The organism is Pseudomonas sp. WS 5071 (assembly GCF_012985765.1).
GTDB lineage: Bacteria > Pseudomonadota > Gammaproteobacteria > Pseudomonadales > Pseudomonadaceae > Aquipseudomonas > Aquipseudomonas lundensis_A.
On record NZ_JAAQWY010000041.1, the window covers coordinates 17866 to 33375 of the forward strand.

Genomic DNA, 15510 nt, shown 5'->3' on the forward strand with positions numbered 1-15510 from the left:
ACGTTTGCGGTAGTGGCGGTATTAGCCCGGCCACACGCTCGATTCGGCGCCGCCGTCCACTTCAAGGATTTTACCGGTGACCCAGCGCGAGGCCGGGGAGGCGAGGTACAGCGCAGCGGCGGCAATATCTTCCGGCTCACCGAGGCTTTGCAGCGGGGTGGCCTTGATCATGCCTTCGCGCATGGGCACCGGCAGCACGCGGTTCAAGGCATCGGTGAGGATTGGCCCCGGTGCAATCCCGTTGACCCGCACGTGCGGCGCGAAATCCTGCGCCAACAGACGTGTCATGTGGCTCAGCGCAGCCTTGGCAGTGCCATAGGCGCTGAACTGGGTCTGCGCATATCGGGCAGCACCTGACGTTATGTTGATGATGTTGCCGCAGCCAGCCTCGCGCATGTGCGGCACACACAGCTGGGTCAAGTGGTAGGCCGACGAGACGTTGAAACGCATGATTTCTTCGAAGCGTTCAACGGTCAGGGTCAACGGATCATTTGGCCCGGCGCCCCCGGCATTATTGACCAGGTGGGTGATGCGTCCCATGTGCTCGCGTGCCTGGGTGATGAGGGCTGCGCGCTGTTCGGCGTCATTCACGTCGCACTGCACAGCCAGGGCGCGTCGCCCCAGGCCGCGCACATCCTCGGCCACCGCTTCGACATCGCTCAGGGTGCGAGCAGCCAGCACCACGTCGGCGCCTGCTTCGGCATAGGCCAGCGCGATGGCACGGCCGATGCCGCGCCCGCCGCCGGTGATGACGGCCACGCTGCCAGTGAGGGTAAAGCGTTGAATGATGTTCATGAAAATCCCTTGTTTTTGTTCTTGGAAGGCCTGCGCATCATGCACAAGACTCAGCGTGGCGCCCACAGGTCAGGCAGGCCGGGATCGCTGGCGGCAATCAGGCGCTTGAGTAGCACCTTGAGCGCCTGTGCATCGCCGGGGCCAAGCTTGGACGACAGGTCTTCTTCGACCGCCTTGGCCAGTGCCAATTGCTGCACCGAGGTCTCGCGGCCTGTGGCGGTCAGCACATAACGCGGTGCCTGATGACTGCCCTCGACGGCCACCAGATTTTGTTTCTCCAGAAAGCGCATGCTGGCGGCCGTCACGACGTGGCCTGTATAGCTGACGAAGGTGTTGATTTCGGACAGGCTGAGGTTGTCACGGATGCACAGCACCGAGAGGATGAAAAACGCGTGTTCGTCCAGTTGCTGATTGCTCAGCAAACGGTGCAAGGCGTCCAGCAATTGGTAGTGCGCACGCCCGAGCAAGTACCCGAGCAAGTCCTCGGTGTAGCTGCACTCGGGTGGCGGCGGGGTGGTGGCCAGACGCAGTTCACTGCGGGGTTTGCGCGTGGCCAGGGCATATTGCCCGCTCTGGAACGCAAGCGGGGCGCGGTCGCTGTGATCGAAAGCGAGCACTTCCCCGACAAAAATCACGTGGTCGCCGCCTTCGTACTGGAACGCGGTACGGCACTGAAAACGTGCCGTGCAGTCCTGTAACAACGGGGCCTCACTGATGCCGTTGTCGAGCTGGATTTCTGCGAACTTGTTCTCGCCCTGCATGGCAAAACGACCTGACAGCGGCTCCTGCTCAGTGGAGAGCACGTGCACGTTCCAGTGTTTGCCGCTGGTAAAGACCGGCAGGCTGCGCGCGGTCTTGGCCAGGCTCCACAACACCAGAGGCGGGTTGAGTGAGACCGAGTTGAAGCTGTTGGCGGTGATGCCGATGGGCGAGCCGTCTTCCGCCTGTGTGGTGATGATCGTCACCCCGGTGGTGAACGTGCCCAGCGCCGTGCGGAACGCCTGCGGGTCGAAGCTGCTTTGCATTGCCATGACGAACCTCATGGATTGAATTTTCGTGCGTGCAGTATTCGCCGCCAGGCCACGCACTACATCGTCTCAACGGACTAACGTAGTCGGCCGATTATCGTCCGATCGGACGAGGCTTTTGGCACCGCGATTGGCTAGTTTCCACGTCACTAACCCGCCGGTTTTTTTCACAGGACTTGCCCATGACCTCCATCTTCGCCACTCCCGAGCAACTGTCGCAGGTGTTAACGGCCCAAAAGGAGGCGTTTATCGCCCACGGTCACGTCAGCGCTGAACAGCGTCGGGAGCGTCTGCAACGAGTGATCGACCTGGTGGTGCGCTATCAGCAACCCTTGGTGGATGCTATGGACGCGGACTTTGGCGGCAGGCCCCAAGGGTTTTCGCTGATGAACGACGTGATCGGTTCGCTGGCCTCACTCAAGTACGCCCGCGACCACCTTGAGCACTGGATGGAAGACGAACCCCGTGAGGTCTTTGCACCCTACGGCCAGTTGGGCGCCAAGGCGTGGGTGATGCACCAGCCCAAGGGCAGCGTCGGCATTATCGGCACCTGGAATGCGCCACTGTTTACGTTGCTCAGCCCGTTGGCGTGTGTGCTGGCGGCGGGTAATCGGGCCATTCTAAAACCCTCCGAGGTGGTGCCGCGCACCGCCGCGGTGGTGGCCCGAGCGTTTGCCGAGCTGTTCGACCCCCTTGAAGTGGCGGTGGTTAACGGTGATGCCGAGCTGGCGCAGGTCTTCACCTCGCAGCCGTTCGATCATTTGGTGTTCACCGGCAGCACGGCGGTAGCGCGTTCCGTGATGCGCAATGCGGCCCTTAACCTGGTGCCGTTGACGCTGGAATTGGGTGGCAAATCGCCCGTCATCATCTCGCACACAGCCGACCTGGCCAAAGCGGCGTTTAGCATTGCAGCTGCCAAGGGCAATAACGGCGGGCAGATCTGTATTAACCCGGATGTGGTGTACGTACCGCAGGGGTTGCTGGATGACTTTCTGGGCGCGCTGCGCACCGCTTATGGCGAATTGTTCCCGCGCATCGACGACAACCCGGACGTGGTGGCGGTGATTAACGCCCGGCACTTGCAGCGCGTCGAAGGCTACGTGCAGGACGCCCGAGACCGCGGCGCACGCGTCGAGAGCTTTCCGCAACCGTTGCCGGTGGATGAGCAGCAGCGGCGTCGGCCTTTGCAGGTGGTGGTGAACCCGCCTCGCGACAGCCAGATTTTGCACGAAGAAATCTTTGGTCCGGCGCTGGTGGTGCTGCCATACGCGCAGCTGGACGAGGCGCTGGCAGACATTCACAGCCGCGAGCGTCCCTTGGCGCTGTATTACTTTGGCCAGAGTGAAGAAGAGCAACGGTACGTGTTGCAACACACCTGGTCCGGTGGCGTGACGATCAATGACGTGATGATGCACGCCGCGCTGCACGATGCACCCTTCGGCGGCATTGGCGCGTCCGGCATGGGCCATTATCACGGCCGTGAAGGTTTCCTCGAATTCAGTCACATGCGCACGGTGTTCAAGGCGCCTGCCAACGACCCGCGTCGTGAGTGGGGGCTGTTGCCGCCCTATGGCGAACACTTTTTACCGACGATGCAATCGATGGTCACGGCCGATTGATTACACCGCGTGCGGCCCCCAACACAACCACCCAGCTGGAGAATGACTGTGCCAAAGCCCCCTGTGTCCATGGATGAACTGCAACCCCCGGCTGGCTGGCCACGCCGCCATGTGCTCAAGGCCGGAGCCGTGGCAGTGGGTGCCGGGCTGTTGGGCCGTTTTGCCCAGGCGGCTGACAGCAATGCGCTGTCGCAAACCGATTACCTGAAGCTGGATGCCTGGGGCATGGCTGATGCCGTGCGCAAGGGCGAGGTCAGCCCGCAGGCGTTGCTGGCAGCGGCGATGGCGCGCTGTGATGCGGTCAACCCCAACGTAAACGCGGTCAACCTGCGTCACGATGAATACGCCACAACCTTGCTCAAGACCCGTCAGGGCAATGGTACGTCCACTTCCGGAAGCCTGGCTGGCGTGCCGATTCTGGTTAAAGACCTCAATACTTATCTGCAGGGTACGCCCACCACCAATGGCTGCCGCTTGTTCAAGGATGCTGACGCGGCACCTTATACCAGTACCTTGATTGCCCGTTATCAAGCGGCCGGCGCCGTACCGTTTGGCAAAACCACGTGCCCGGAATTCGGCCTGACCACGACCACCGAGTCGTTGTTGTGGGGGCAAACCCGCAATCCGTGGAACCTGGCCATGAGTGCGGGCGGCTCTTCCGGCGGGGCCGCGGCGGCGGTGGCGGCCGGGATTGTGCCCGTCGCGCATGCCACCGATGGCGGCGGTTCGATTCGGATTCCGGCCTCGTATTGCGGATTGGTGGGGCTCAAGCCTGGGCGTTATCGCACGCCCAGCGGGCCGGGCAAGTTCGAAGGCTGGTTTGGCGCCAGTGTCGGCAACGTGGTGTCGCGCAACGTGCGGGACATGGCGTTGTTTCTGGACGCAGGGCAGGGCCATGAAGCCGGTAGCCCGTATTGGACGAAACCCCTGGCCCGGCCTTACGTCGAGGAGTTGCAGGCCGCGCCGGGGCGCTTGCGAATCGGTATGGTAACCGATTCGCTGACCGGTGCGCCACTTGACCCTGACGTCGCCCGGGTACTGGATGAAACCGCTCAGCGCTTGTCGGCATTGGGCCACCACGTAGAGCCTGTGCGTTTGCACGTTGATCCACGGCAACTGTTTGGGGCTCATGGCGCAGTGATCGGTGACGCACTGCTGAGCCTGGTCCACGACCGCGAGCAGGCGCTGGGGCGCAGTGCGACACCTGAAGATCTAGAGCGCATTACGCACGTGGTGTTGGGCAACGCGCAAAAAGTGACCGGCGAAGCGTTGTACCGCGCCCGCCAGTCGTTCGAGTCTATAGGTGGCCACATGGAGGAGCAGTTCCGGCAGCGCGACGTGATCCTGTCGCCGGTCACTGCTAACGTCACACCGGAGCTGGGGTTGCTGAGCCTCGATCAGCCCTGGGACAGTTATGCCCACAACGCCATGGGCAGTGCCGGGTTTACCGTGCTGGCCAATGTCAGCGGGCAGCCAGCCATCTCGCTGCCGGTGGGCATGAGTGGCACTGGCATGCCCATTGGCATGATGCTGACCGCCCCGATGGGCGGGGAGGATGTGCTGCTGCGCCTGAGTGCGCAGCTGGAACAGGCGCACCCGTGGGCCAAATTGCCCACCCTTTGATGCACCGGCCCGCGTCTTGACATTGACCTGTTACAACGCACTGCGTAGCCTTGCGCGTTCGAGGTTCTTCGCGTCGCGAAGCTAAGAAGGGAACGCGGTAAGCCGCGGCTGCCCCCGCAACTGTAAACGGTCAATTGCCTTGCAGTGCCACTGCTCCCTGGAGCGGGAAGGCGCAAGGAAAGGCGCAGCCACCGGCTGCTGCCAGCCGTCAGCCAGGAGACCTGCCTCGTGAGCGTTTTTTACTTCAACCGGGCGGGGTGATCCGGTGGCGAATACGGCCGTGCAGTGCGTGCGGCCGTCGTCCCGTATGCCCGCCGCTTTGCCAAAGGGCATCCGATGAAAACACTGGCCAAAACACCCGTCACCATCGTCACCGGCTTCCTCGGCTCGGGCAAAACCACCTTGCTGCGTCACATGCTGGACAACGCGCAGGGCCGTCGCATTGCCGTTATCGTTAACGAGTTCGGCGAGTTGGGCATTGATGGCGAAATCCTCAAACAGTGCTCCATCGGGTGTACCGAAGAAGAAGCCAACGGCCGCGTGTATGAACTGGCCAACGGCTGCCTGTGCTGCACCGTTCAGGAAGAATTCTTCCCGGTGATGCGCGAGCTGGTGGCGCGTCGCGGCGACATCGACCACATCTTGATCGAAACCTCCGGCCTGGCGCTACCAAAGCCGCTGGTCCAAGCGTTTCAATGGCCCGAAATCCGCAGCGCCTGCACAGTCGATGCGGTAATTACCGTGGTCGACAGCCCGGCCGTGGCAGCGGGTACCTTTGCTGCCTTCCCGGATCAGGTGGATGCCCAGCGCAAACTCGACCCGAACCTGGACCACGAGTCGCCGCTGCATGAGCTGTTTGCCGACCAATTGGCCAGCGCCGACTTGGTCATCCTCAACAAAGCCGACCTGATCAGCCCTGAAGACCTGGCCAAGGTGCGTCTGGAAGTCGCTGAAGAACTGCCGCCTGCAGTGAAAGTGATCGAAGCCAGCAGTGGCCGTTTGCCGCTCGACGTGCTGCTGGGGCTGGGTAACAGCTCGGAAGCGCACATCGACAGTCGCCACAGCCATCACGATCATCACCATGAAGGCGATGACCACGACGACCACGATCACGACGCATTCGACTCCATTTCCATTGAACTGCCCCAAGCCGAAGAGCGCGTGTTGCTGGATGCCCTGACGCAGTTGGTGATCCGGCACGGCATCCTGCGGGTCAAGGGTTTTGCCGCGATCCCGGGCAAGCCGATGCGCTTGTTGATTCAGGGCGTGGGCACCCGCTTTGACAAGCACTTCGACCGCGCCTGGGCGGCGGATGAGAACCGCGTCACCAAGCTGGTACTGATTGGCCAGGACCTGGACGCCGCGCTGCTGGAATCCACCCTGCGCACAGCACTGAGCGCATAAGCCATGCATTTGCTCAGGACCCAGCCCGGTGGCTTTGTATCGGACGACAACATTGCTGACTTGGGGCAAACCCCCGCCGAGCTGGTAATCCTGTGCAGCGGCGACTCAAGCCTGGCATTGCTGGCCGAAGCGGCGCAGCAATTGCCTGAAGATTACCCGAGCCTGCGCTTGGCCAACCCGATGCAGGTTCAGAATCACGCCTCGGTCGACCTGTATGTCGATCAGGTGCTGCAACACGCCAAGGTCATCCTGCTGTCGTTGCATGGCGGGATTGGCTATTGGCGCTATGGCATCGAACAGTTGATGCAGTTGGCCGAGCGCGGCGTGACCTTGATCCTGGTGCCCGGCGACGACCGACCGGACCCTGAGCTCAGCGCGCTGAGCACAGTGCCCGCCGAACAGGCTGAACGCCTTTGGCATTTTTTGCGTCAGGGCGGGCGGCATAACGCACTGCAACTCTACAACTGCCTCGCTAGCCAATGGCTGGGGCGCGCTTACCCGTGGGGCGAGCCGCAGGCCCTGCCGCGTACTGCGATTTATCACCCGGTGCACCCCAACCCGCAGCTCAGCGACTGGCAGGCAGATTGGCAGCCCGGCTTGCCCGTGGCCGCCTTGCTGTTTTATCGCTCGCATTTGCAAGCGGCCAACACCGGCTTTGTGGATGTGTTTTGCCAACGCCTGCAAGCAGCGGGGATCAATCCGTTACCCCTTGCCGTGGCCAGCCTCAAGGAACCGGGGTGCCTGGCGGTGGTGCAAGACCTGCTGGATGAGGTCGACGCCGCCGTCATTCTCAACACCACCGGTTTCGCTCAGTCCAGTCCGGAGGCTCCGCACCTGCGGCCGTTCCGGCGCGACATCCCGGTGATTCAGGCAATTTGCGCCCAGGACAACGAACCCGGCTGGCGTGCCAGTGAACAAGGGCTTGGCCCGCGCGACCTGGCCATGCACATCGCGTTGCCGGAGCTGGACGGGCGCATCATCAGCCGTCCCATCAGCTTTAAAGATCTGGCCTGGCGCAGTGAGCGCAGTCAGTCAGATGTGGTGTGTTATCGCGCTCAGCCCGAGCGCATGGACTTTGTCGCGCAACTGGCGCGACGCTGGGTTGAGTTGGCCCGCGTGCCCAACCCGCAGAAGCGCATCGCGTTGATCCTCGCCAATTACCCGACCCGTGACGGGCGTATCGGCAACGGGGTAGGGCTGGACACCCCGGCCGCGGCGTTGAATATCCTGCGGGCCTTGAAGCAACAGGGTTATCCACTCGAAGGCGAACTGCCCGAGTCCGGCACAGCGTTGATTCAAGCGCTGCTCGGCGGCGTCAGCAATGACCTGGAAAGCCTCGACCTGCGCCCCTGCCACCAAAGCCTGGGTCTGGACGAATACGCGGCGCAGTTCAGGGCGCTGCCGCCCGCTAATCAACAAGCCGTGCTGGCGCGCTGGGGACGACCGGAAAATGACCCGATGTTTCGCGGCGGCCGACTGATGATTGCAGGCCTGCGCTTTGGCCTGACCTTTGTTGGGATCCAGCCCGCCCGAGGCTATCAAGTGGATGCCAGCGCTGTTTATCACGACCCGGATCTGGTGCCGCCCCATGGCTATCTGGCGTTCTACTTCTGGCTGCGGCACACCTATGGCGCGCATGCTGTCGTGCACGTGGGCAAACACGGCAATCTGGAGTGGTTGCCGGGTAAAGGCGTGGGGTTGTCAGATGAATGCTGGCCAGACGCTTTGCTGGGCCCGTTGCCCAATATTTACCCATTCATCGTGAATGACCCGGGCGAAGGCGCACAGGCTAAGCGTCGCACACAGGCGGTGATCATCGACCACCTCATGCCACCGCTGACCCGCGCCGAAACCTATGGTCCGTTGCGCGACCTCGAGCTGCTGGCGGATGAATATTACGAAGCGCAGTTGCTGGACCCGCGCAGGGCGCGAGAGTTACAGCGCGACATTCTCAAACTGGTGCGCGAAACCCATATCGACCGCGAACTGGAGCTGGACGAAAAGCTCGATAGCGACGCCGATGCGGCCATCTGGCTGCCGCGTCTGGACACGTACTTGTGTGACCTGAAAGAGTCGCAGATACGCGACGGGCTGCATATTTTTGGCGAGTCGCCCGAGGGCCGTTTACGCATTGATACGCTGCTGGCGCTGCTGCGCATACCCCGTGGCGACGGGCGCGGTGCGCAATCCAGTGTGTTACGGGCGCTGTCCAAGGCGTTCGGCCTGGGTTTCGATCCGCTCGATTGTGCGCTGGCCGAACCCTGGACCGCGCGACGCCCGGCGCCATTGTTGGCCGTCAGCGATGCCCTGTGGCGCACCGCTGGCGACACCCGCGAGCGCCTTGAACTGTATGCCGCCGGGCTGATCGAACACGCGCTGGCAGGCACATTGGCACTGCCCTGCGACGATCAATGGGCCGAGGTGCGGAGCATTTTTGACGCCTTGCTGCAGGTGGTTGCACCCCGGCTCGACGCCTGCGGCCCCGCCGAGATGCAGGGCATGCTCGACGCGCTCCAGGGTCGCTTCGTGCCAGCCGGGCCCAGTGGGGCACCGAGTCGCGGGCGGCTGGATGTACTGCCCACAGGGCGCAATTTTTTCTCGGTGGACGTGCGCAACCTGCCGACCACCACCGCGTGGCGCATCGGTTTCCAATCCGCCAATTTGATCCTTGAGCGCCACTTGCAGGATCACGGTGATCATCTGCGACAACTGGGGTTGTCCGTCTGGGGCACGGCCACCATGCGCACCGGTGGCGACGATATCGCCCAAGCCATGGCGCTGATGGGCGTGCGCCCGGTGTGGGCCACTGGCAGTCAGCGCGTGGACGACTTTGAAATCCTGCCGGTGAGCCTGCTCGACCGGCCGCGGGTGGATGTCACGCTGAGGGTGTCGGGGTTCTTCCGCGATGCGTTTGCTAACCTTATTCGCCTCTTCGATGCGGCCGTGCAGGCTGTGGCAGCACTGGACGAGCCGGATGACGTGAACCCGCTGGCGGCCAAAGTGCGCCAGGAACGCGCGCAGTTGGAGCGCGAAGGGCTGGCCCCGGAACTGGCGGCGCGTCAGGCTGGCTGGCGGGTGTTTGGCGCCAAACCCGGCGCCTATGGCGCCGGTGTGCAGAACGCCATCGACGGGCGTTTGTGGCAGAGCCGTGACGATCTGGCCGAGGTCTATCTGAACTGGGGCGGCTATGCCTATGGCGGCGCCGATGAGGGCACCGCGGCCCGCGGCCCGTTCGCCCAGCGCCTCAGCCAGCTGCAAGCGGTGGTACAGAACCAGGATAATCGCGAGCACGATTTACTCGACTCCAACGACTATTACCAGTTCCAGGGGGGCATGCTCGCTGCCGTGGAGAGCCTGAGTGGCGGGCAAGTCGCCAGTTACCACGGCGATCACAGCCAACCGGATTTACCGAAGATTCGCACCCTCAAGGAAGAACTGAACCGGGTGGTCCGTTCCCGTGCGGCCAATCCGAAGTGGATTGAGGGCGTCAAACGGCATGGCTATAAAGGCGCGTTTGAAATGGCGGCGACCCTGGACAACCTATTCGCGTTCGACGCCACCACGCACCTGATCGACGACCATCAATATGCGTTGTTGGCCGATGCCTATTTGCTTGACCCGGACACCCGGCAATTTGTGCAGCAACACAACCCTCATGCGCTGCGCGACATGACCGAGCGTCTGCTGGAGGCCCAGCAACGCGGTCTGTGGAGTGAACCGGGCGAGTACCGGGACGCGTTGGAAAACCTGCTGCTGGACATTGAAGAAGACTGATGTGGACATTGACATGACTGATACCCCGCACTTCCCGCTGTCTGCGGTCGTGGGCGCCGAGGACTTGAAACTGGCGCTGTGCCTGACGGCGATTGACCCGAAAATCGGCGGGGTGTTGATTGAAGGCCCGCGCGGGATGGCCAAGTCCACCTTGGCTCGCGGGCTGGCGGATGTGCTTGCCAGCGGTCAATTCGTCACCTTGCCGCTGGGCGCCACTGAAGAGCGACTGGTGGGCACGCTCGATCTGGATGCGGCACTGGGACAGGGCAAGGCGCAGTTTTCACCGGGCGTGCTGGCCAAAGCGGATGGCGGGGTGTTGTATGTCGATGAAGTGAACCTGCTGGCCGACCATTTGGTGGACGTGCTGCTGGACGTGGCCGCCAGCGGTATCAACGTCGTGGAGCGCGACGGGATTTCCCATCGTCACCCGTCACGTTTTGTGCTGATTGGCACCATGAACCCCGAGGAAGGCGAGCTACGGCCCCAATTGCTCGACCGCTTCGGTCTCAACGTCGCCATGAGCGGCCAGCCACTGCCCGTCGAACGCGGCGAAATCATTCGTCGGCGTCTGGACTTTGATGCCGATCCGCAGGGGTTCTGCGCGCACTGGCGAGCCAGCCAGGAGGCCTTGCGCGCGCGCTGTCAGCACGCACGTGCGCTGCTTGGCGCTATTGCGCTGGATGATGCCTCGCTGGCGACCATCACGCAACGCTGCTTTGCGGCGGGCGTTGACGGCCTGCGCGCTGATCTGGTCTGGCTGCGTGCCGCCCGTGCTCATGCCGCGTGGCGTGGCGCCAACCGTATTGAGACACAGGACATCGACGCCGTTGCCGAGTTTGCCCTGCGCCACCGTCGTTGCCAGCAATCGCCGCAAGGCCCCACGCCGGATCAACCGCCACCCCCCGAGCCTTCTCCAGGCACGGCGGCGGACGCGGGGCAGGGGTTGTGGGGCCAGTTGCCGGTTCAGCCACAGGCCACGGGTGTGCGCCGTGAAGTGCCGAGCTGGCCAAAAAAGCCTTAGGCATCCGCCCTCGTGCAACGGTGGGGGCGGATGCCAGACCCCGGCCGGGTACCCTGGACAGCGGTAAGCAAGGCGCCAGCCGTGCAGCGCCTTGTGGGGGGGTGGATTGGGTGCAGACGTTGTTGCAGGGGCGGCCGCGGCAACGCAACGACCTGGCCTTCAAAACCCGGCGCAGCACGTCACCACAGGTGTGGCTGGTGATCGTGGATGCTTCGGCTTCGACCCGGCGTCATCACGCGCTGACGGACGCCAAAGGCGTGCTGGCCGAAGTGTTCGAGGATGCCTATCGGCAACGTGCACGGGTGGCCGTGATGACGGCCAGCGGTTTGGGTCCGCAGTGGCACGTCAGCGGCATCAAAGCAGCCAAAGGGTTGGAACACTGGCTGCAAGGATTGGGCGCGGGGGGCGGTACGCCGTTACTGGAAGCGGTGAGTCAAGCCAGTGAGTGGCTCAAAACCCGGCGCCGGCGTTTCCCGCTGGAGGAGCAACGCGTGTTGTTGCTCACTGATGGGCGGCTCAAGGCATGGCGCACGCAGCCAACACTAGAATGCCCGGGCCTGTTGATCGACATGGAACGCGGACCGATTCGCCTGGGCAGGGCCCGGCAAATCGCCAGCGATCTGCACATCGATTACCGGCACCTGGATGAACTTCAAACCCTGTAGCTAAAAAACGCGAGGCTGGCGATCAGGTGACCTGTCTTGTCACCTTGTCGCAGCCTCGTTGCGCAACACACATACACGCGGGCTGATTAAGCCGGCATTACCCAAGGCTGCAACGCGTAGCCTTCTTCGCTCAGCTCGGCGCGGGCTTGTGCCAGCAGGCTTGCGAGCTGTGCGGCATCGGCGCAGGCACTGCGCGGGATCTGTTTACGGCCAATGCGGGTGCTGGTGCGGTCAATCACGGTCAGGCTCAGTTCGCCATGGCCGTCCTGTGCAGCCCACGCCACGCACTGGAAAGGTTGAAAAGCGTGGCCGGCAATCAAAAGTGCTTCGTTGAAACGGAGCGGGGCGTTCATAGGGGTCGTCTCTCAAATAGGCCCATCACGTGATTAACCGTCGGCTGGGCTTACCGTGCGGTTGGTTACTTGTACTGATGACCGATGCCCCCACGCAGGTCACACCCATTTGTGCTTTTTTTTAACGGTTTTTCATTTCACTGATCTGGATCAGCGTTTAGTTGCGTTCAAAGACACGGATTTACGATGCGTGTCTGTGACTATGAGTGGGCAAAGTTCCGTTTGATATTAGGCTTATAAGAAAACAGTACAAGCGCGGGCAAAAGTAAGGCTAACGTTAGGAGCAATCTCCTCAACTTACTGTTTTTACTAATCTTTTAATATTTTGGCGCCAAGGAACAGTCATGCTCGCATTGTCCGCATCCCGCCGTTTGTTAGTGGTTGATCCTTGTGATGATTGTCATCAGATAGTGCCCGGGCTGCGTAACATTGGCTGGGATGTGGACAGTTGCAACCTGGACGCTGTCATTGATCGCTCATGTGACGTCGGTCTTATCCGGTTACAACCTTTTCATCTGGAACGGCCCGAAGCGGTCAAAGACATGATTAGCCGCAGCGGCACAGAGTGGATTGCCGTGCTCAGCCCTGACACGTTGCAAATGAAGACCGTGGGTGATTTTGTCTGCGAGTGGTTTTTTGATTTTCATACCCTGCCTTTTGACGTGTCGCGGGTTCAGGTCACGTTGGGCCGTGCATTTGGCATGGCGCGCTTACGGGGCCGTAGTACGGACCCGATTGAAAGCGCCGGGCACGAGTTGCTGGGGGAAAGCCGCGCGATCCGGGACCTGCGCAAACTGTTGGGCAAACTGGCTCCCACTGAGTCGCCGGTCTTGATCCGGGGCGAGAGCGGCACGGGCAAAGAATTGGTCGCCCGAACCTTGCACCGCCAGTCCCAGCGCCACGCCCGGCCATTTGTGGCAATCAACTGCGGAGCGATCCCGGAACACCTGATCCAGTCGGAGCTGTTTGGCCATGAAAAGGGCGCGTTCACCGGCGCCCATCAACGCAAGGTCGGGCGTATCGAAGCGGCCCACGGCGGGACATTGTTTCTGGATGAAATTGGCGATCTACCCCTTGAACTCCAGGCCAACTTGCTGCGCTTCTTGCAGGAAAAACACATTGAACGGGTGGGCGGTAGCCAGCCGATCCCGGTGGATGTGCGGGTGTTAGCGGCGACCCATGTGGACCTGGAAGCGGCGATCATCAACGGGCGTTTTCGCGAGGATTTGTATTACCGGCTCAACGTGTTGCAGGTCCTCACCGCACCCTTGCGTGAACGTCATGGTGACATGGCCATGCTGGCCAACCACTTTGCACGGTTTTACAGCCAGGAAACCGGGCGACGACCGCGTACCTTCAGCGAGCAAGCGCTGGTGGCCATGGGCAATCACGACTGGCCGGGCAATGTCCGAGAGCTGGCCAATCGGGTTCGCCGCGGCTTGGTGTTGGCTGAAGGTCGTCAGATAGAGCCGTGTGATCTTGGACTTGAGACCCGGCAGGCGCCCAGCCTGACCATGGGCACACTGGAAGACTATAAGGACCGTGCTGAACGTCAGGCGTTGTGTGATGTGCTGCAGCGCCACAGCAACAACCTCAGCCTGGCGGCCAAAGTACTGGGCGTGTCACGGCCAACGTTTTACCGTTTGTTGCACAAGCATCAAATCCGCTAGGGCGGGGTGAAAAGAACAGGCCCGCTGCGTTCACCCGCAGCGGGCCTTTTCCGTTGGCGACGTTAAAAGTAGTAAGGGAATTTCAGGCTGAACGTGAAATCGGGCGCATCTTCGGTCAGACCGATCGAGAGGTTGGGCACGATGGTCAGGTTGTCAGTGGCGGCAATGGTCATACCGACGTTGAAGTACCCGGCGTTGGCGTCGCTGGTGGTCAGGGTTTGCCAGTCTTGACCCTTGTATTTGATTTTGCTCTTGCTCTGGATCAAGTCAGACACCGAGAACGACATGCTCATCTTTTCGTTCAGCGCAAAGGCCACGCCCGCACCAATCTGGTAACTGTCGCCGAGTTTGACGCTGCCGGGCTGAGACTGACCGGCGGTGCTACCGATGTCACTGAACGAATCTTCCAGGTTGTAGGTGTAGGAAAGGGAGCCGAACAGCACCGCCGGGTCGAAGGTCTTGACCAGCGAAATGCCCGGTGTGATGGACCACACCCCATTACCCGTGGGCAAGCTTTCGGGGTAGATGATGTTGTTGTTCTGCCCGTCGGTGACCAGCTTGATACCGAACGGATCCTTGCCGGTCGGTGCCTTGACCCTGACCGAGAATACGGCATCAGGGGTGTTGGGCGATTCGTCGAGGAATTTGTACGCCACGCCGACGTTGACGTCGCCAAGGGTGGGATCACGGGTGACAGTTCTGTCGGACGCTGCCGACGCATCGCCGCCATTGGCGCCGCCGGACTGGTAGGTCGATTCCCGATACACCACAGGCACGTTGACATCGAACTGCCAGCGATTGTCGAGGTTGTAGCGTGCCGTCAGGTCCAGGGTCCAGTTATCGGCTTTGATACGGTCCAGGTTCAGGTTGCCCAGCAAGATGGAGTCCAGCGCCAGAAAGCCATTGAGCGTGAGTTGGCGGGTGTCATAGCGCGAATACGTGACCCCGGTTTCGACACTGAACTTGCCGCCGCCAAAGAAACCGCTGGCTTCGTCGTACAGGTTGGTCACACTTTGCGCAGGGGCCGAGTCGTCCTTTAGCGACTCGCCGTAAGAGCTGCCACTGGCGCCGCCCGCGGCACCACCACTTGATTGGGCAACGGTTTGTCCGCGCTTGAGATCGGCCGGGGATTTCACCAACCTTTTCGGGGCCGGGACCGCCGGTTGCTCTTCGACTTGGCGCACTCGCTGCTCAAGCACTGCCAACGCTTTTTGCTGCTGATCGTAACGCTGGCGCAACTCCATTAATTCTTGTTTAAACGTTTCTACATCAACCTCCGAGGCCGCCTGTAACAGCGTGGAGGGAAGCAGTGCGCTCATACATACAACTGCGCGAAAGGTAAACCATCGATGCATGAAATAAGCCGTCCGGGGAGTCCATAAAGTTGTGGGACAGCCTAGTTCAATATCCTGCAGCACGAAGGGCTATTAGGGATGCTCCGATCAACTTGTCGTGCAGCCGCGGCAAGTTGCAATTTTCCAGGCACCTACAGCGTCATTGGACGAAAAGTGACCGAAAAATCATGTACGGAGAGCTTTTTCGACCGGTTCTCCGTGTT

The 15510-nt window shown here is 61.6% G+C and carries 11 protein-coding genes and 1 riboswitch; of the genes, 7 read left to right on the forward strand and 4 right to left on the reverse strand.

All coding sequences use genetic code 11. The annotated features are described in order from the left end of the window. Positions 1–21: 21 nt before the first annotated feature. Entirely contained in the window at positions 22–795 is a 774-nt protein-coding gene (locus HBN61_RS20570; protein ID WP_094993005.1) for a glucose 1-dehydrogenase, read from the reverse strand. Positions 796–845: 50 nt separating this feature from the next. Next, positions 846–1826, reverse strand: coding sequence for a flavin reductase family protein (locus tag HBN61_RS20575; RefSeq protein ID WP_169963019.1), 981 nt, complete (start codon positions 1824–1826; stop codon positions 846–848). Positions 1827–2005: 179 nt separating this feature from the next. Between HBN61_RS20575 and HBN61_RS20580 the strand changes: the two genes are divergently transcribed. From HBN61_RS20580 to HBN61_RS20605, 6 genes are all read left to right on the forward strand, one after another. Next, positions 2006–3442 carry a coniferyl aldehyde dehydrogenase gene (locus tag HBN61_RS20580; protein ID WP_170047791.1) on the forward strand — a complete coding sequence of 479 codons (1437 nt, stop codon included), beginning with the start codon at positions 2006–2008 and terminating at the stop codon, positions 3440–3442. Between the two features lie 69 nt (positions 3443–3511). Further along, positions 3512–5065 (forward strand): amidase, encoded by a 1554-nt coding sequence (locus HBN61_RS20585; RefSeq protein ID WP_524539085.1) that lies wholly within the window; start codon positions 3512–3514, stop codon positions 5063–5065. 44 nt (positions 5066–5109) lie between these two features. Next, positions 5110–5308, forward strand: a riboswitch (cobalamin riboswitch). Positions 5309–5401: 93 nt separating this feature from the next. Then, positions 5402–6469, forward strand: coding sequence for a cobalamin biosynthesis protein CobW (gene cobW, locus HBN61_RS20590; RefSeq protein WP_186347928.1), 1068 nt, complete (start codon positions 5402–5404; stop codon positions 6467–6469). Positions 6470–6472: 3 nt separating this feature from the next. After that, positions 6473–10243 carry a cobaltochelatase subunit CobN gene (cobN, locus tag HBN61_RS20595; RefSeq protein WP_170047794.1) on the forward strand — a complete coding sequence of 1257 codons (3771 nt, stop codon included), beginning with the start codon at positions 6473–6475 and terminating at the stop codon, positions 10241–10243. Positions 10244–10256: 13 nt separating this feature from the next. After that, positions 10257–11264 carry a magnesium chelatase ATPase subunit I gene (locus tag HBN61_RS20600; protein ID WP_170047795.1) on the forward strand — a complete coding sequence of 336 codons (1008 nt, stop codon included), beginning with the start codon at positions 10257–10259 and terminating at the stop codon, positions 11262–11264. A 110-nt stretch (positions 11265–11374) separates the two neighbouring features. Next, positions 11375–11929 carry a vWA domain-containing protein gene (locus HBN61_RS20605; protein ID WP_346266466.1) on the forward strand — a complete coding sequence of 185 codons (555 nt, stop codon included), beginning with the start codon at positions 11375–11377 and terminating at the stop codon, positions 11927–11929. 86 nt (positions 11930–12015) lie between these two features. On the opposite strand, the gene HBN61_RS20610 is transcribed toward HBN61_RS20605, so the two are convergent. After that, positions 12016–12282, reverse strand: coding sequence for a hypothetical protein (locus HBN61_RS20610; protein ID WP_094992917.1), 267 nt, complete (start codon positions 12280–12282; stop codon positions 12016–12018). 344 nt (positions 12283–12626) lie between these two features. On the opposite strand from HBN61_RS20610, the gene HBN61_RS20615 reads away from it, so the two are divergent. Beyond that, positions 12627–13952: a sigma-54 dependent transcriptional regulator gene (locus HBN61_RS20615; protein ID WP_094992916.1), complete on the forward strand. Its 1326-nt coding sequence runs from the start codon at positions 12627–12629 to the stop codon at positions 13950–13952. A 62-nt stretch (positions 13953–14014) separates the two neighbouring features. Here HBN61_RS20615 and fapF read toward each other — a convergent pair whose 3' ends face one another. Beyond that, positions 14015–15307: a fibril amyloid transporter FapF gene (gene fapF, locus HBN61_RS20620; RefSeq protein WP_170047797.1), complete on the reverse strand. Its 1293-nt coding sequence runs from the start codon at positions 15305–15307 to the stop codon at positions 14015–14017. Between the last annotated feature and the right edge of the window lie 203 nt (positions 15308–15510).